Genomic DNA, 16,882 nt, shown 5'->3' on the forward strand with positions numbered 1-16,882 from the left:
TTGATACATTATTTGATGACTGGATAACAATTTGTTGGGTTTTTATGGTTTTCTTTACAACCCCCCTTATATAAGGGAGGTGTATAAGCGATAGAATAATTGATGATTAAACTTGGTTATTTACATCATCATGTTTCGTCTCACGCATCAGTAAAAATGCGATCAAGGATAAAATTGAAGCCAAGCTGAGATATAAACCAACCGCACCGAGTCCATAACTTTCAGCCAGTTTGGTTGCAATATAAGGTGCAAATGAAGCACCGAAAATTCCAGCCAAGTTAAAGGTCAAGGCTGAACCTGTATAGCGGACTGAAGTCGGGAAAAGTTCAGATAAAATCGTACCGATTGGACCGTAGGTGAGCCCCATAATAGAGAGACCAATACAGAGGAATAAAAATACCAATATTGGGTTGCCTGAATCGAGTAATGGCGCAAAACATAAGCCAAATACAGCAGAAAGCAAGCACACTGCGATCGAGGTCTTTCTACGTCCAAATTTCTCCGCAAGAATAGCCGCAATCGGGATAAATGCAGCAAAACATAATGTGGCGACCAGTTGTAACTGAAGAAAATCACCACGTGCATAACCCAGTTTGGTGGTTCCCCAGTTGAGTGCAAAGACGGTGGTGAGATAGAACACCACAAACGTACAGATTGCAGCAACTGTGCCGAGTACCAACATTGGGAAATGTTTGGTCATGACTTCTTTAAAGGGTACATTGACTTCTTTTTGCTTATCCAATACTTTCTGGAATGCAGGTGTTTCATGTAGTTTTAAACGAATGTACAGACCCACCAACACCAATACCGCACTTGCGATGAATGGAATACGCCATCCCCATGCCATAAAGGCTTGTTCAGACATAAAGGCATTGAGTAATAGGAATGAACCTGTTGCGAGAATAAAACCAATCGGTGCGCCTAATTGAGGGAACATACCATACCAAGCACGTTTTCCTTCAGGGGCATTTTCAGTGGCGAGTAAAACTGCACCACTCCATTCACCACCTAAACCTAAACCTTGCCCTAAACGACACAAGGCGAGCAGTAGCGGCGCAGCAATACCAATTTGTACATAGGTAGGGAGTAAGCCGATACAGACGGTAGAAATCCCCATGGTAAGCAATGCAGCAACTAAAGTTGCTTTACGCCCAATACGGTCGCCTAAATGCCCAAAAATCGCAGCACCAATCGGACGTGCAATAAAGGCAAGTGCGAAGGTTGCAAGTGATTGTAATACTGCCGCACCATCGCTACTTTCAGGGAAAAATAGATGGGGGAAAACCAGTACTGCGGCTGTGGCGTAGATATAAAAGTCAAAAAACTCAATCGTAGTACCAACAAGACTGGCAAATAATACCCGTACTTTTGAATTGCCTGCCACTTCAGCAGTGGCGGCTGTAGCATTTGACGACATACAAGACCTTAATTCTCATCATTCAAGACACTGTTCGATATACTGTCTTGAACCTTCCTTTTTGAATGCGGAATTTAACTCAGCAAACTTGCTGTTATGGGGTGAGCGTGATTAATAGACGCGCGTTAAAGGACATAACAGTAGATCGCTAAAAAGTGTAAACCTGCTCCTAACAGCACAAAAACATGCCAAATTGCGTGGGTATATCTTACCTTTTTTAAGGCATAAAACAATGTACCGACCGTATAGGCAAGCCCACCTGCGATCAATAACTGCAAGGCATCTTTAGAGAGATAGCGTTGCATATCATCCATTAACAAAATGGCGAGCCAGCCCATGACCAGATAAGCTGCGAGCGAAAGTTTCTGAAAACGGTGAATAAACACCAATTTAAACAGTGTTCCAATAAATGCAATGCTCCAAAGTGCAATCAGAAGGTAATCTGCTTTTGCTGTTGGGATCGCGATACTTAAAAAGGGCGTGTAAGTCCCTGCGATGAGATAATAAATTGCAGTATGATCTAACTTTTTATACCAATATCGTTTTGTTTGGTCTTGTGCAAAGTGGTAGAGAGTTGAACTACAGAGTAATAACACCAGACTAAAACCATAGACCCACAAGCTCATCCACTGGGCGAAGGGGAGATAAGCACCTTTGATAATGAGAAAGATCGAGGCAATGAAAGCGAATATTGCACCAATAGCATGACTATAGGCATTGAGTCGTTCTTCTTTTGGATCATAATCCAACAGGGAGTTCATGTTCATGGCAATATGCTTTGCATAAAAATACAAATGTATCGTAATGCAATTTCCCTTTTAAAGTAAGACGCTTTAAAATTTAGTTTCTATTTGTTAGGTTTTCACTATGTTTGCGCCGAATTTTTCTTTTGAACAAGAACAGCAGTTTTTTATAGAGTTAAAGCAAGCTATTGAAAATAAAAGCTTTGATCGACTTATTCTGAGTCAGTACAAAGGGGAGATGGCACAATTAGAAAAAATCACCTTTCGTATGATTGAGCTACATGGGCAGGCAACCTTGTCTTGTTTATATCATCACACCACGCAAGATATAACCAAGAACTATCTAATTTCAGAAGGTTTAGAAAAAATTGCAGCGTTATTAGCACAGTCTAAACAGGCGAATCTATTTAGCGCAACACAAGAGATTCAGCTCAAGAAAAATAAAAAGAAAGCCATGTTAAATACACAAAAAAAACCAGCATCAGCAATGCCCATTGAGCAATATCAGCACAATCGTGAAAAACAGCGTTATGTTCAACAGCAAAGTTCATTCTTAACACATCTGGGAATTACTGATGAGAAAGGGCAAATTATCCCCAGCATGGCACGTAAATGGAAACAGATTAATAAGTTTATCGAGATCTTTTCCAATGCCTATGAACAAATTGATGCTTCACAACAAGCGTTGAATATTGTCGATTTTGGTTCAGGCAAAGGCTACTTAACTTTCGCCTTGTATGATTATTTGCAGGCACAAGGCAAGACACCATTGATTACTGGGGTCGAACTCCGCTCAAACTTAGTTGAGTTTTGTCAAAATATCGCAGATCAAGTGGGTTTTAATCACCTCGATTTCTTTGAAGGCGATGTTCGAAGCTACCAACCAGAAAAACTGGATGTGATGATTGCCTTACATGCCTGTGATATCGCAACCGATTATGCGATCCATACGGGGATTCGTTTAAATGCCTCAATGATTATGTGTGCGCCATGCTGTCACAAAGAGTTGCGCCCGCAGTTAAAGAGTCCAGAAGTCTTACAACCGATGTTGCAGTTTGGGATTCACGCAGGGCAACAGGCGGAAATGCTTACGGATACTTTGCGTGCATTGTTGCTTAAGGCTTATGGCTATGAGACCAAAGTGTTTGAGTTTGTGTCTTTAGAACATACCAGTAAAAACAAAATGATTTTGGCGACCAAGCGCAAAGATATTCAACAACCTGATCCTAAGATCATGCAACAAATTCAAGCTTTAAAAACCATGTATGGGATTGAAAAGCAAAGTTTAGAACTATTATTACAAGATCAAATGCCGATGGAAAATATGGGGTGTAAGTGTTAGTGAGTGCAGCGACAGAAATGTTCAGTATTAAAAATGCGAGTTGGGATCAATTACAGCAAGATGCCAAGTTAATTCGAGAATTGGTTTTTATCGCTGAACAAAATATTCCAGAGCAGGATGAATGGGATGATCAGGATGCCATCTCCCAACATTTTGTGGTTTACGATCAAGACCAGCCGATTGCGACCGCTCGTTTATTGCAAAATCATAGTGTTGGGCGTGTTGCTGTGCTCAACGCATATCGAGGACAAGGGATTGGTCGGCTGATTATGCTGGAGATTATTGCTTATGCAAAAAAGCAAGCTTATCCATTTCTTCAGCTCTCCTCGCAAGTCCATGCGATTTCATTTTATGAGAAGCTTGGTTTTATCGTGCGAGGCGATGAGTATGATGAATGTGGTATTCCTCATATTGAAATGATCATGCCAATCCTGAGACAGATTTGATTCTAATGATCTTGGTGCTGCGTCTCTGCCTCTGACGTTGCTGGGGATGCATCTTGGGATAGCGCTTTTTCTTGTTGTGCTTTACGTTGTGCACCTGGCATATAATCAGGTTCTTGAGTCATGGCTAAATAGAAAAAGCTTAAAAAGATCGTGCTTAATACACCGACAATGATGACAAACTTCCATCCCAATGCGGTTTCATTCGAATCTTTTTGTGGGGATGGTTGCTTGCTCATAAGAAATTCCAAAAATAAAAAATGCGATTTTGCGCCTTTTTAGTATCAATTGCCAAGTGACGATGCAGAATTCTTTTTTAGTATTTAGCTTTATAAGCCTTTGAATGGGGAAATATCACCATTCAAAGTGTATCGTTGACAAGTTGAGTTAATTTTCGAAGATGAATTAAAGAGCGTTCCAATCTTCAATGGCTTTGAGTCCAGTTTCTAAACCCACATCATAGCTATAACGAATCTTCGCTTTATTCTTAGAAAGTCGACCTGCCATGTTTTTTAAATCAGGTGGGCAGACTTCTAGGATTCTCTGTTGCGATGAAGAACGTACGAAGTCTACGGCATCATTATAGCGTTGGGTTCTTGCCAATAAACTTTGTGCAAACCCACGGTGTTGTTTAAATAGATATTTTGCTAGAAACTGATCGCCTTTATTACTCGCTTTATAATAATTTTTAGGGCGAGTCCGTAATACCATGAGTTTGGAAACATCATGTTGTTGCGCTGCCCAATGCACAGGTAAAGCATCAGCAACGCCACCGTCAAAGTAAGGTTCACCGAAAACGTCAACCGCTTGTCGAGTCAATACTGGAATCGAGCTAGATGCTCTTAAACCTTCTAGAATATTGTCTCTAGATGCTCTGATATAGGTGGCTTCACCTGAAATAGCATGGGTCAGTACCATATAAAATTCAGGATGATTGGCAAATAGATGGGTTTGATTCAGCGGATGCTCTTTTTCAACCACATCCCACATCCATTTTAAATCCAGTAAATCACCGCCTTTGAAAAAGCGGCCATAATGAATAAACTCAGCGCGGAGGGAGTGATCTAAATAGATTTGTAGGGTGCGGCCTTGTTGTGCTGCTAAATAATTAGCGACATTGGTTGAACCAGAGGAAACCCCGATACACAGATCGAAAGGATTAAACTGTTGTTGTAAAAATGCATCTAAGACACCGCTGGTAAATGCGCCACGCATTCCACCACCTTCAACGACCAGTGCCTGACGATTTTGTTGAAGCATTGAAAATCTCGAATACCATGATAACTCCCTGTTTAACACGAATTTATCATGGTCGACAAGAATACTTTAGTGCTGGTGTTGCTCTGATTCAGCAGTAACGGTACTTGGTGCTGCATTCTTTTTAGCCGCTTCTAACGCTTCTGGAGACATTGCTGGTGCTGTTTTAAATGCATGTTGTTGACTATTGGTTTGCTTCTGACTTGGCATATAGTCAGGTTCATTGGTGATGGCTAAGTAAAAAATAACCATAAAAACAAAGCTTAGAATGATGGTAATAATCAGTGCTTTCCACCCCCAAGGTGAAGTTTCTGGGCACAATTTCTCAGACATAAGACAAATTTCCAAAGGACAAAAAAGAAAGCAGAATTAGAAAGATTTATAGCATAATTTGTAATGTATTCGGCAGAAGTTTTACTGTGATTTTGTTGAATAGTAAAAAGCCCATATCGGTTATAAAGACCGATATGGGCTTTAATGCTTTCAAAAGAAATGAATTACTGGATCGTTTCTTTCTTTTGTGCTTTGTCTTTTAATAATTGTGGTGGGGTGAAACGCTCACCATATTGAGCAGCTAACTGCTCAGCACGTTGCAGTGATTTTTCAATCCCATTTTGATTGAGAAATTGAATTGCGCCACCAGTCCACGGGGCAAAACCAATACCAAAGATTGAACCCACGTTGGCATCAATCACCGATTCTAAAACACCTTCTTCGTAGCAACGTAATGTGTCCAGTGCTTGAACAAATAAGAAACGGTCAATCATGTCCTGTTCAGAAATATCATTGTCTTTCTGCCAACGACTGAGTCCATCCCATAAATGCTTTTTGCCATTTTCAGGATATTCATAGAAGCCTGCACCTGCCGCTTTACCTTTACGGTTTAACTCATGAATCATGGTATGAACCACTTCATCGACAGGTGTTTTTGGCAAGTCACTACCTTCAGCTTGTAATGCCTTACGGGTTTCACTTGCAACATGTTCGGTCAACGTTAATGACACTTCATCTTGAATAGCGAGTGGACCGACTGGCATACCTGCTTTCAGCGCTGCCATTTCAATTTTGGCAGGGTGAACACCTTCGGCCAGTAAGCGCATACCTTCTTGAATAAATGTACCAAACACCCGACTGGTAAAGAAACCACGGCTGTCATTTACCACAATTGGCGTTTTTCCAATTTGTTGAACAAAGTCATAGGCTTTTGCTAAAGTCTCAGCAGAGGTGTTTTTGCCTTTGATAATTTCAACCAATTGCATTTTGTCGACTGGGCTAAAGAAGTGTAAACCGATGAACGCTTTATCGTCTTTGCTGGCTTGTGCTAAGCCTGTGATTGGTAGCGTCGAGGTGTTCGATGCCATCACGCCATTTGCAGCCAAATATTGTTCAGCTTCTTGGGTGACTTTGGCTTTGAGTGCTTGATTTTCAAATACGGCTTCAATGATCAAATCACAGCCTTGTAGGTCCGCTGCATCTGCGGTTGCGGTAATCAATGATAAAACCTGATCACGTTTTTCGGCCGTCATACGACCTTGTGAAACGCGTTTATCAAGAAGTTTTTGCGAATACGCTTTCCCTTTTTCTGCATTTTCCACAGACACATCTTTAAGTACCACAGGAGTACCTTTGATGGCTGTTGAATAGGCAATACCCGCACCCATCATGCCTGCACCCAATACACCAACTTTGGTCGCTTGCCATTTTGCTACATCGGCAGGGCGGCTTGCACCTGACTTGATTGCATTCAGACCATGCCAGAATGTACCAATCATATTTTTGGAGACATTACCAATCGTTAATTGGGCGAAGTAGCGAGATTCGATACGTAAAGCCGTATCAACATCAACTTGCGCGCCTTCAACTGCTGCTGCCATGATCGCTTCTGGGGCAGGGTAACAACCTTTGGTTTTGTCACGCAGCATTGCTGGGGCAATCGCCAATACTTGAGCCACAGCTGGGGTTTTAGGGTCGCCACCAGGAATCTTGTAGCCTTTGACATCAAAAGGCTGTTGCGATTTTGGATTGGCTTTGACCCAAGCAATGGCTTTGTCTAAAAGCTCTTGTTCATGTTCAGCCGTATCATCGACTAAACCCAGCGATTTTGCTTTATCCACGCCAAACTGTTTACCTTCCATCAGGAATGGAAAGGCATTTTGTAAACCGAGCAGGCGTACCATGCGTACGATACCGCCACCGCCAGGAAGTAAGCCTAAAGTCACTTCTGGTAAACCGAATTTGGTTTTTGGATCATTGATGGCAATGCGATAGTGACAGCCTAAAGCGATTTCCCAACCACCACCAAGTGCCGTACCATTTAAAGCCGCAACAACTGGAACACCTAAAGTTTCAATCGTTCGTAAGTCGCCTTTGAGTTTTTCAATCATGTTGAAAAATTCAGTGGCATGTTCAGGCTGAACTTGGATGAGTTCATCGAGGTCACCGCCAGCAAAGAAGGTTTTCTTGGCTGAACGGAAAATAACACCTTTCAGATCAGTTTCAGCTTTGAGCTTTTGACTCACTTCATTGAGTGAATCACGAAACTCTGCATTCATGGTGTTGGCTGATTGACCAGATGAATCAAGGGTAAGAATTACAATATTGTCAGCGTTTTTTTCGTATTTAATAGCGCTCATACATCATCGTCCAATATTTTATGAGCTTAATCGTAAATGACCTGCGTAAGTAAAGATAAGCATTGCAGAGTCTTGTTAAGCTCTCATCTAATTTCAGGATAAACCTTCGGTTCGACCTACTTTTGTTTCGGCAAAAGTAGGCAAAACCATTGTCATTCGCAAAACCTGTTCAATTCTTTCATTTATACAATTTATCGCAGAAACAATATTATTGTAGATGTCATGCAGGTTGCGAATGACGTTTCCGAGTCTCATATTTTAGGGAGGTGTTGAGTGATTTATACCAACTCAATAATGGTGGCAATCCCCATACCACCACCGACACATAATGTTGCTAGACCACGTTTTTTGCCTTGACGTTCTAATTCATCAAGTAACGTTCCTAAAATCATTGCACCTGTCGCACCCAATGGATGTCCCATTGCGATTGCACCACCATTCACATTGACTTTTTCTGCGGGTACGTTGAGTTCGTTGATAAAACGCATGACCACTGCGGCAAAAGCTTCATTCACTTCAAACAGATCAATGTCATCAATGCTTAAGCCTGCTTTTGCTAATGCCTTACGTGCGGCAGGTGCAGGACCAGTCAACATAATGGTTGGATCTGTACCCACTAAAGCCGTTGCAAGTATTTTGGCACGTGGTTTTAAGCCTTGTTCTTTGACTGCTTTTTCAGAAGCAAGCAGTACGACTGCTGCACCATCGACGATACCCGATGAGTTACCTGCATGGTGAACGTGGATAATTTTTTGAGCTTCTGGATACTTTTGTAATGCAACTGCATCAAAGCCCATTTGTCCCATCATTTCAAAGCTAGCATTTAATTTAGCTAGGCTATCAACGGTAGTATTGCCTCGAATAAATTCATCTTTGTCTAAGATCATCACGCCTGAATGATCTTTTACTGGCACAATTGATTGATCAAAATAGCCTTTTGCTTGAGCAGCAGCAGCTTTTTGTTGTGAACCGACTGCAAAAGCATCGACATCCTCACGGCTATAGCCATCAAGTGTTGCGATCAAATCTGCCCCTACACCTTGAGGAACAAATGACGATTTTAAGTTGGTTTCAGGATCAAGCGCCCATGGGCCACCATCAGAACCCATTGGGATACGTGACATTGATTCAACGCCACCCGCGACCACGAGGTCTTCCCAACCTGAACGGACTTTTTGTGCTGCTAAGTTCACAGCCTCTAAACCAGATGCACAGAAACGGTTGATTTGTACCCCAGCAACATCATCATTCCAACCCGCAGCAATGGCCGCAGTTTTGGCAATATCACCACCTTGGTCTGCGATCGGTGTTACACAACCTAAAACGATATCATCGACTTTTGAAGTATCGAGTTGATGACGTTGTTGTAATTCGTTGAGTAATGTTGTGAGTAAAGTAATAGGTTTGACTTCATGCAGTGAGCCGTCTTTTTTCCCTTTTCCGCGTGGTGTGCGAATGGCATCAATAATATAGGCCTCGCTCATAGCTTTTCCTTGTATCACCTTAAAATTGTTGTTTATCGAGTGTACTCAATTTAAGTGTCAGTGCAATGATGATAAACATTGGCAAGTTTGATGTTTTTCGCCAATTTACTGGATTGTCTAACAAGTGAATTGTTCAGTAAAATAGCGAGCCATAACTCAACATAATTATCTAGATGAAATTTATTAATGTTGTTGGAACATCAGCTTCTGGCAAAACAACCTTTGCTCACCAGCTTGCGCAAAAGCTAGAGCTAACTCATATTGAAATGGATGATTTGTTTTGGTTGGATGATTGGCAAGAAACACCAGATGACGAATTTTTTCCTAAATTGAAAAGTCAAATGGATCAAGCAATGAAAGGGTGGGTACTTGATGGTAATTATTCTCGAACGCAAGATTTAAAACTGAGATATATCGATACGATTATTTGGTTGGATTATTCATTTTCTTTAAATCTTTATCGTTCAGTAAAACGGGCAATTACTCGAGCTGTGACGCAAAAAAGATTGTGGCCGAACTCTAATAATCGAGAAAGTTTTAAGGTAAGTTTTCTATCTAAGGACTCCATTATTTTATGGATGATCAGTCATCATGCCAAAAATCGAAAGCAATATGTAGCGATGATGCAAAATCCTGAATATCAGCATATTCAATTTATTCGTTTAACGTCACCCAAGCAGACAGCAGAATTTTTAAAGCAGTTGAAGGCAGAACAATGATATCTATTCGAGCAAAAGCTTTATGTCTATTTCGGTATGATGAGAAGGTATTACTTTCAAAAGGCTATGACCCAAGTAAAGATGAAACATATCTAAGACCGATTGGTGGTGGAGTTGAGTTTGGGGAGACTTCTGTACAAGCAGTTGAAAGAGAAGTTCTGGAAGAGATTCATCAGCAGATTGTTCACCCTAAACTATTAGGAATACTAGAAAATTTATTTAGTTTTGATGGTCAGCAAGGTCACGAGATTGTTTTTGTATATGACGCAGAATTTGTTGATGCAAAATTGTATCAACAAGTAGAAATTCATGGTTGTGAAAGCAACGGCTTAAAATATATCGCTGCATGGTTTAGCAAAGAGCAGATTGAATCAAGCCGATATCCTGTTTACCCAAAAGGGATAGAGCAGTGGTTATTTGCAGAATAGATAGCCTGTAAGTAACAGGCTATTTCTAAAACTAATTAAGAATGATGTCCATGTAACTGACGATATAGACCAGGTGTTACTCCTGTCCATTTTTTAAAGGCACGGTGGAAAGTACTGGTTTCACTAAAGCCAACTTGCTGAGCAACATCTTCCAGCGTCAGATTCGGTGTGAGCAATAAATGAATCGCAGCATCTCGACGTAATGCATCTTTTACACCTTGGTAGCTTTTACCTTCGGCGGCTAAGCGACGACGTAAAGTCTGAGGAGATAAGTACAACATAGATGCAACATCGTTCAGTGTTGGCATTTCTTCACCAATTTGGCTCTTCAATACATCCCGAATACGTGATGTCAAAGAGTTGGTGTTTTTGAATTTGACCAATAACTGAGCTGGCGCAGCTTTCAAGAATTCTTCTAAACTTTTGTCATCTTGACGAATGGGTAAGTCGAGATAATCGGCTGCAAAAGTAATTTCGGTACGTGGCGCATCGAATTGCATTACAGGCGCAAAAAAGAGTGCATCGTATTCATCAGCGTGGTTTGGGCGTTCATAACCAAAATGAACACGTTCTAGAGGTAAACGACGTTCAATCAACCATGATGCAAGTCCATGCCAAATCATGAGCATACTTTCAGTGATGAAATGATCAGGGTCTAATGCTTTAGGAATATGCGGAACTAAACGTGCTTCATGTTTATCGCGTTCTAAGCTTACTGACCACTCATCACCAAAGAGTTTGTAGAATTGAGAGGACAGTTCAAGTGCTTGTCCAAGTGTCTTAGAGTGGACAATCAATTGGCACATAATGGCAAATGTACCGAGACGACGTGGTTGGACATCGAAACCAACATGTTCGTCTTGGGTGACCATCCATAACATTTTAACAAAGCGTGTATATTGCTCTGGGGAGATCCTAGCCTTGGGTTGGCGCAGCAATTCTGCTTCTATGCCGACATGTGAAAGTAATGTTTCAACGTCCATGCCTAGGCGTTTCACACCTGTTAAAGCCGCATTCACGAAGTGGATGCTGATCGTATCACGGCTCATATTGAATCCTTCAGTTTCTTTACTATTCACGATAATTGACCTAAATAACCGTCTAAAATATCAAGTTGGGCAATTGACAATAAAAATAATTGCTCAATACGTACATGTTAAATTGCCGAAACTATCAAGGTAAATGGCTGAACATGACATTGTTTTTGTGTTTATCCACACCTAGTATAAAAGAAAATTTGAACAAATTGAGTAAAAATTCTTATGTCATCTGCTTTAAAGGGATTGAAAGTCCTAGATTTTTCTACTTTATTACCCGGTCCATTTGCAAGTATGTATCTTGCAGACATGGGTGCAGAAGTGATCCATATCGAGTCACCCACGCGTCCAGACCTTGTGAGGATTATGCCACCCTATGCTAATGGTCAGGCCACTGCGCATAGCTATCTCAATCGAAATAAGCAGTCGATTGCACTTGATCTGAAGGATGCCAGCAATATTGAACTCATTAAAAATAAAATCTCTGAGTTTGATATTGTACTTGAACAGTTCCGTCCTGATGTGATGCGCCGTTTAGGGTTGGATTATGAAACTTTGTCTGAGATTAACCCACGTTTAATTTATTGTTCGATTACGGGCTATGGTCAAACTGGCAGTTATAAAGATCGAGCAGGGCATGATATTAACTATTTAGCACTGGCTGGTATTTCTGGGCATAGTGGTCGTCAAGACAGTGGTCCACCACCAATGGGGATTCAGATTGCTGATGTGGCAGGTGGTTCGCTGCATGCGGTCATTGGGATATTAGCAGCCGTGGTAGAACGTCAGCAGAGTGGTCTTGGGCAGTATATTGATATTTCCATGACCGATTGTGTGGCGAGTTTAAATAGTATGGCAGCTTCTGCAAGTCTCGCTGGTCAAACGCCACAAGCACCTGAGCACAGTATGTTAAATGGTGCGAGTTTCTATGACTATTATGAAACCAAAGATGGGCGTCATTTCTCGGTCGGGAGTTTAGAACCACAGTTTATGGCAGGTTTAGCGGCGGCTTTAGATTTACCAATCCTGATGGCGAAAGGTGCTTCTTTTGATCTTGAAGACCGTCAAGCAGTCAAACATGCATTACAAGAAAAATTTAAAACTCAAGATTTTGCAGACTGGCAGCGCTTATTCCAAAATCTAGATATTTGTGTGGAACCAGTATTGAGTCTTGATGAAGCTCTGGTTTCTCTAATGGCTCAGCAACGTGGCTGGGTGGTGGATGTTCCTATCTCTGAAAATGCTGAACAGACAGAGCCTCAATTGGGCTGTCCAATTCAATTTTCGCGCTCAAAAATGCAATATGCTTTTATTGGTCAGGGCTTGGGTGAGGGTAAATGGTAGAAAATATGTGCATATAATCACTGATTGTTAACATATTGTACAGGCTGTTAACATTTTGAATAAGTTGTAATTTAAAAATAAGAGTAACCTTTTATATACAAAAACATAAAAGGTTACGTAAACATGACAATCTCTAAATCTTTGATTGTTTCTTGTTTATCCGTTCTATCATTGAGTCTTTTTACACACCATACTCAAGCCGCTGCTGCATTTGACCCGAATGGCCAGTGGATGTTTGGTGATTGGAACGGTCAACGCACAGCGTTACAAGAACAGGGTTATCATTTTTCGGCAGATTACACGGGTGAATTCGCAGGAGTTTTAGACTCCAAACAGCATGCTAGTCATGGCAGTGAATATACTGGGCAACTGGCTTTAGGCACACATCTTGATCTCAATAAAATTTTAGGTTGGCAAGATACCGAAGCTCAAGTCACTTTAACTTATCGTGATGGTCAGTCTTTATCGCAAACTGCAGATGGCTTACAGGGGCATTTAAGTTCTGTACAAGAAGTTTGGGGACGTGGTCAAACGTGGCGTTTAACTGAACTTTGGATCAAAAAGAAATTTTTAGATCAAGCGCTTGATATTAAAGTTGGTCGTTTTGGTGAAGGTGCAGATTTCAATAGCTTTGATTGTGATTTCCAGAACTTGGCTCTATGTGGTTCACAGGTGGGTAACTGGGTCGGTGATCAATGGTATAACTGGCCAGTGAGTCAGTGGGCCATGCGAGTTAAATATAACTTACAGCCAGATTTATATGCACAAATTGGGGCATATGAATATAACCCTGAAAACTTACAGCGTGGTAAAGGCTTTAATTTAAGTACTGATGGTTCTCATGGTGCGATTATTCCAGCAGAAGTGGTGTGGACACCTAAATTAGGTGCACTTGCTTTAGCGGGTGAATACCGTTTCGGCTATTACTACAGTACCGCTGATGCAGCAGAAATTGAAAATCCCGCGAAGACTGGACATAAGCAAGGTGGTTGGTTTACCGCGAAACAGCAGTTGACGCATCATCATGGTCAGTCTGATCGTGGTTTAACGGGCTTTGTCAATGTCACGGTACATGACTCAAAAACCAATGCTGTGAAAGACATGCAAAATGTCGGTTTGATCTATAAAGGTTTATTGGATCAACGTCCACAAGATGAACTTGCCTTGGGTGTCGCCCGTATTCATGCCAATGACAAAAACAATCCTTTATTGGATGAAGAATATAACACCGAGTTGTATTACGGGATTCATGCAACCAATTGGCTGACCATTCGACCTAATATTCAATATATTCACCATGTCGGTGCATTGAAAGATGGTGATAAAACATGGGTAGGCGGTATTAAGTTCCAAACTGTTTTCTAATTTTTAATTTGAATAATTTTGCAGATTTGGTTCATTCATTGGATGAGGTCTGTAAGGTTTTTCGTTGTGATTTGAACTCGACTATGAGGAGGCGTTATCTTCTTCATAGCTCTCAAAATATAAGAGATGCAAGGTGATCGTATGAATCAATCTGCTTCAAAATCTGGGCTTAGAACACTGACGGTAATTATCATTGCCCTCATTGCATTGTTCGTGCTTATTGGTGGTATCTGGCTCGCAGCAATCGGTGGGTCTTTTTATTATGTCGTTGCTGGTGTGCTGTTACTGATCGTGGCGCTACAGCTTTATAAGCGAGCATCAGGACCATTATGGGTCTATGCAATATTGATGTTAGGGAGTGTGATTTGGGGTGTTTGGGAAGTTGGTACGGACTTCTGGGCACTGGCACCGCGTCTTGATGTTCTAGGTATCTTGGGCTTGTGGTTGCTTGTCCCAGCCGTAACGCGTGGTATTGATAATCTCACATCAAGTAAAGTGGCATTATCATCGACTCTTGCAATTGCAATCGTGGTGATGGTCTATTCAATTTTCAATGATCCACAAGAAATCAATGGTGTGATTGAAACACCTCAACCTGAACAAGCAAAAGCACTTGAAGGGATTGCGCCTGAAGATTGGCCCGCTTATGGTCGTAGCCAAGGCGGCGAGCGTTATTCTCCATTGACACAGATTAATAACCAAAATGTCAAAGATTTGAAAGTGGCGTGGACTTTCCGTACAGGTGATTTTAGAACTGAAAATGATTCAGGTGAAACCACCAATCAGGTTACACCTATCAAAATTGGTAATAACTTGTTTATGTGTACACCACATCAGCATTTAATTGCCATTGATCCTGCGACTGGTGAGGAAAAATGGCGTTTTGATCCAAAACTCAAAACCGATAAGACTTTCCAACATTTAACCTGTCGTGGTGTGATGTATTACGATGCGGATAATACGACTAAGTTTGCAACCAGCTTACAGGCTAAAAAATCAACTTCAACTGAATGCCCACGTAAAGTCTTTGTACCTGTCAATGATGGACGCTTAGTTGCAGTCAATGCGGATACTGGCAAGGCATGTTCTGACTTCGGTGACAATGGTGAAGTTGATTTACAAGCATTTATGCCTTTTGCTTATCCAGGTGGATATAACCCAACTTCACCGGGTGTGGTATCAGGTACTACTGTTGTGATTGCCGGTTCAGTGACAGATAACCATTCGAATAAAGAGCCGTCTGGCGTCATTCGTGGTTATGATGTAAATACGGGTAAGTTGCTATGGGCATTTGATACAGGTGCCGAAAATCCAAATGCTTTGCCGGGTGAGGGTGGAACTTTTGTTCATAACTCTCCGAATGCATGGGCACCGCTTGCCTATGATGCAAAACTAGATATCGTTTATGTGCCGACAGGTGTGGGCACACCCGATATTTGGGGCGGAGATCGTACTGAGTTGAAAGAGCGTTATGCCAACTCAATGCTGGCGATTAATGCAACCACAGGTAAATTGGTCTGGCATTTCCAAACCACACATCATGATTTGTGGGATATGGATGTACCATCACAACCTTCGTTAGCTGATATTCAAGATCAATCAGGTCAAACTGTTCCCGCGATTTATGTTTTAACGAAAACAGGGAATGCCTTTGTTTTAGATCGTCGCACTGGTGAAGCGATTGTTCCGATTAATGAGAAACCAGTACCTCAAACCGTCAAATGGGGGCCACAAACCAAAGGTGAGTTCTATTCACCAACTCAGCCGTTTTCTGACTTTAATCTAGCGCCTAAAGATAAATTAACCGATAAAGACATGTGGGGTGCCACCATGTTTGATCAGTTAATGTGTCGTGTGAAATTTAAACGTCTGAACTACGATGGTATTTATACTCCACCTTCTGAAAATGGTACTTTGGTTTTCCCTGGGAACTTGGGGGTATTTGAGTGGGGTGGGATGTCAGTCAATGCTGACCGTCAAGTTGCTGTGATGAATCCAATTGGCTTGCCTTTTGTGAGTCGTCTCATTCCAGCAGATCCAAATCGTCAAGCGGTAGCACGTGGCGCTGGTACAGAACAAGGCATGCAGCCAATGTATGGCACACCATATGGGGTTGATATTAGCCCATTCTTGTCGCCATTTGGCTTGCCATGTAAACAACCTGGTTGGGGCTTTGTTGCTGGCGTAGATTTAAAAACTCATGATGTGGTTTGGAAGAAACGTATCGGTACGATTCGTGACAGCTTGCCACAATTGTTCCAATTACCACCTGTGAAAATTGGTGTACCGGGTTTAGGTGGTCCAATTTCAACTGCTGGTAATGTCATGTTCGTGGCTGCAACACAAGATAATTACATTCGTGCATTTAATGTCAGCAATGGTGATAAGTTATGGGAAGCACGTTTACCTGCGGGTGGACAGGCAACACCAATGACTTATGAAATAAATGGCAAACAATACGTGGTGATTATGGCGGGTGGACATGGTTCATTTGGTACCAAAATGGGTGATTATCTCGTTGCGTACGCTTTACCAGATAAAAAATAATTTCTTTTAGACGTGATGTGAGAAAGCCCAGATTCATCTGGGCTTTTTTGTGGGTCGTCATATAGGCTTATCAATAAAATAGTTATTAAATATGCAAAAAAAGCATTTTGTTGATGAGTGAAA

The 16,882-nt window shown here is 41.4% G+C and carries 15 protein-coding genes; 7 read left to right on the forward strand and 8 right to left on the reverse strand.

All coding sequences use genetic code 11. The features are described 5' to 3' along the window. Nucleotides 1-106 precede the first annotated feature (106 nt). Together MMP72_RS08470 and MMP72_RS08475 are read right to left on the reverse strand one after the other, a co-directional pair. Nucleotides 107-1,417: an MFS transporter gene (locus MMP72_RS08470; protein ID WP_241316338.1), complete on the reverse strand. Its 1,311-nt coding sequence runs from the start codon at nt 1,415-1,417 to the stop codon at nt 107-109. Nucleotides 1,418-1,542: 125 nt separating this feature from the next. After that, nucleotides 1,543-2,184 (reverse strand): hemolysin III family protein, encoded by a 642-nt coding sequence (locus MMP72_RS08475; RefSeq protein WP_241316342.1) that lies wholly within the window; start codon nt 2,182-2,184, stop codon nt 1,543-1,545. A gap of 100 nt (nt 2,185-2,284) precedes the next feature. On the opposite strand from MMP72_RS08475, the gene MMP72_RS08480 reads away from it, so the two are divergent. Both MMP72_RS08480 and MMP72_RS08485 read left to right on the forward strand, forming a co-directional pair. Continuing rightward, nucleotides 2,285-3,502, forward strand: a complete 1,218-nt coding sequence (locus tag MMP72_RS08480) for an SAM-dependent methyltransferase (protein ID WP_241316344.1) — start codon at nt 2,285-2,287, stop codon at nt 3,500-3,502. A gap of 17 nt (nt 3,503-3,519) precedes the next feature. Continuing rightward, complete coding sequence (locus MMP72_RS08485; RefSeq protein ID WP_241316395.1) at nt 3,520-3,948, forward strand: GNAT family N-acetyltransferase; 429 nt, start codon at nt 3,520-3,522, stop codon at nt 3,946-3,948. A 2-nt stretch (nt 3,949-3,950) separates the two neighbouring features. On the opposite strand, the gene MMP72_RS08490 is transcribed toward MMP72_RS08485, so the two are convergent. From MMP72_RS08490 to MMP72_RS08510, 5 genes are all read right to left on the reverse strand, one after another. Next, the gene (locus MMP72_RS08490) at nt 3,951-4,184 is read right to left on the reverse strand and encodes a hypothetical protein (protein WP_241316346.1); all 234 of its coding nucleotides are present in this window, start codon (nt 4,182-4,184) and stop codon (nt 3,951-3,953) included. A gap of 166 nt (nt 4,185-4,350) precedes the next feature. Continuing rightward, nucleotides 4,351-5,205, reverse strand: coding sequence for a patatin family protein (locus tag MMP72_RS08495; protein WP_241316348.1), 855 nt, complete (start codon nt 5,203-5,205; stop codon nt 4,351-4,353). Between the two features lie 66 nt (nt 5,206-5,271). Then, entirely contained in the window at nt 5,272-5,535 is a 264-nt protein-coding gene (locus MMP72_RS08500; protein WP_241316350.1) for a hypothetical protein, read from the reverse strand. A gap of 164 nt (nt 5,536-5,699) precedes the next feature. Then, a complete protein-coding gene (locus MMP72_RS08505; RefSeq protein WP_241316352.1) occupies nt 5,700-7,835 on the reverse strand; it encodes a 3-hydroxyacyl-CoA dehydrogenase NAD-binding domain-containing protein in 2,136 nt (711 codons plus the stop codon). Between the two features lie 278 nt (nt 7,836-8,113). Then, complete coding sequence (locus MMP72_RS08510; protein ID WP_241316354.1) at nt 8,114-9,319, reverse strand: acetyl-CoA C-acetyltransferase; 1,206 nt, start codon at nt 9,317-9,319, stop codon at nt 8,114-8,116. A gap of 173 nt (nt 9,320-9,492) precedes the next feature. Here MMP72_RS08510 and MMP72_RS08515 point away from each other — a divergent pair, with 173 nt between their 5' ends. Both MMP72_RS08515 and MMP72_RS08520 read left to right on the forward strand, forming a co-directional pair. After that, nucleotides 9,493-10,038, forward strand: a complete 546-nt coding sequence (locus tag MMP72_RS08515) for an adenylate kinase (RefSeq protein WP_241316356.1) — start codon at nt 9,493-9,495, stop codon at nt 10,036-10,038. Then, nucleotides 10,035-10,466 carry an NUDIX domain-containing protein gene (locus tag MMP72_RS08520; protein ID WP_241316358.1) on the forward strand — a complete coding sequence of 144 codons (432 nt, stop codon included), beginning with the start codon at nt 10,035-10,037 and terminating at the stop codon, nt 10,464-10,466. The genes MMP72_RS08515 and MMP72_RS08520 overlap by 4 nt, the downstream gene beginning before the upstream one ends. Nucleotides 10,467-10,501: 35 nt before the next feature. Here MMP72_RS08520 and MMP72_RS08525 read toward each other — a convergent pair whose 3' ends face one another. Further along, entirely contained in the window at nt 10,502-11,515 is a 1,014-nt protein-coding gene (locus tag MMP72_RS08525) for an AraC family transcriptional regulator (RefSeq protein ID WP_241316397.1), read from the reverse strand. A 213-nt stretch (nt 11,516-11,728) separates the two neighbouring features. Here MMP72_RS08525 and MMP72_RS08530 point away from each other — a divergent pair, with 213 nt between their 5' ends. The 3 genes from MMP72_RS08530 (at nt 11,729) to MMP72_RS08540 (ending at nt 16,759) form a co-directional block, all read left to right on the forward strand. Further along, nucleotides 11,729-12,847, forward strand: coding sequence for a CaiB/BaiF CoA-transferase family protein (locus tag MMP72_RS08530; RefSeq protein ID WP_241316360.1), 1,119 nt, complete (start codon nt 11,729-11,731; stop codon nt 12,845-12,847). 144 nt (nt 12,848-12,991) lie between these two features. Beyond that, complete coding sequence (locus tag MMP72_RS08535) at nt 12,992-14,212, forward strand: carbohydrate porin (RefSeq protein ID WP_241316399.1); 1,221 nt, start codon at nt 12,992-12,994, stop codon at nt 14,210-14,212. Nucleotides 14,213-14,353: 141 nt separating this feature from the next. Next, nucleotides 14,354-16,759 carry a glucose/quinate/shikimate family membrane-bound PQQ-dependent dehydrogenase gene (locus MMP72_RS08540; protein ID WP_241316361.1) on the forward strand — a complete coding sequence of 802 codons (2,406 nt, stop codon included), beginning with the start codon at nt 14,354-14,356 and terminating at the stop codon, nt 16,757-16,759. The last annotated feature ends 123 nt before the right edge of the window (nt 16,760-16,882 follow it).

Origin of the sequence: Acinetobacter sp. NIPH 2699 (assembly GCF_022549355.1) — a bacterium.
Classification (GTDB): Bacteria; Pseudomonadota; Gammaproteobacteria; order Pseudomonadales; family Moraxellaceae; genus Acinetobacter.

Bases quoted from the DNA above. Each gene is read 5' to 3' on its own strand.
- MMP72_RS08490 (WP_241316346.1), bottom strand. From the start codon at position 4,184: ATGAGCAAGCAACCATCCCCACAAAAAGATTCGAATGAAACCGCATTG.
- MMP72_RS08505 (WP_241316352.1), bottom strand. From the start codon at position 7,835: ATGAGCGCTATTAAATACGAAAAAAACGCTGACAATATTGTAATTCTT.
- MMP72_RS08530 (WP_241316360.1), top strand. From the start codon at position 11,729: ATGTCATCTGCTTTAAAGGGATTGAAAGTCCTAGATTTTTCTACTTTA.
- MMP72_RS08495 (WP_241316348.1), bottom strand. From the start codon at position 5,205: ATGCTTCAACAAAATCGTCAGGCACTGGTCGTTGAAGGTGGTGGAATG.
- MMP72_RS08470 (WP_241316338.1), bottom strand. From the start codon at position 1,417: ATGTCGTCAAATGCTACAGCCGCCACTGCTGAAGTGGCAGGCAATTCA.
- MMP72_RS08500 (WP_241316350.1), bottom strand. From the start codon at position 5,535: ATGTCTGAGAAATTGTGCCCAGAAACTTCACCTTGGGGGTGGAAAGCA.
- MMP72_RS08485 (WP_241316395.1), top strand. From the start codon at position 3,520: ATGTTCAGTATTAAAAATGCGAGTTGGGATCAATTACAGCAAGATGCC.
- MMP72_RS08520 (WP_241316358.1), top strand. From the start codon at position 10,035: ATGATATCTATTCGAGCAAAAGCTTTATGTCTATTTCGGTATGATGAG.
- MMP72_RS08510 (WP_241316354.1), bottom strand. From the start codon at position 9,319: ATGAGCGAGGCCTATATTATTGATGCCATTCGCACACCACGCGGAAAA.
- MMP72_RS08480 (WP_241316344.1), top strand. From the start codon at position 2,285: ATGTTTGCGCCGAATTTTTCTTTTGAACAAGAACAGCAGTTTTTTATA.
- MMP72_RS08525 (WP_241316397.1), bottom strand. From the start codon at position 11,515: ATGAGCCGTGATACGATCAGCATCCACTTCGTGAATGCGGCTTTAACA.
- MMP72_RS08475 (WP_241316342.1), bottom strand. From the start codon at position 2,184: ATGAACATGAACTCCCTGTTGGATTATGATCCAAAAGAAGAACGACTC.
- MMP72_RS08515 (WP_241316356.1), top strand. From the start codon at position 9,493: ATGAAATTTATTAATGTTGTTGGAACATCAGCTTCTGGCAAAACAACC.
- MMP72_RS08540 (WP_241316361.1), top strand. From the start codon at position 14,354: ATGAATCAATCTGCTTCAAAATCTGGGCTTAGAACACTGACGGTAATT.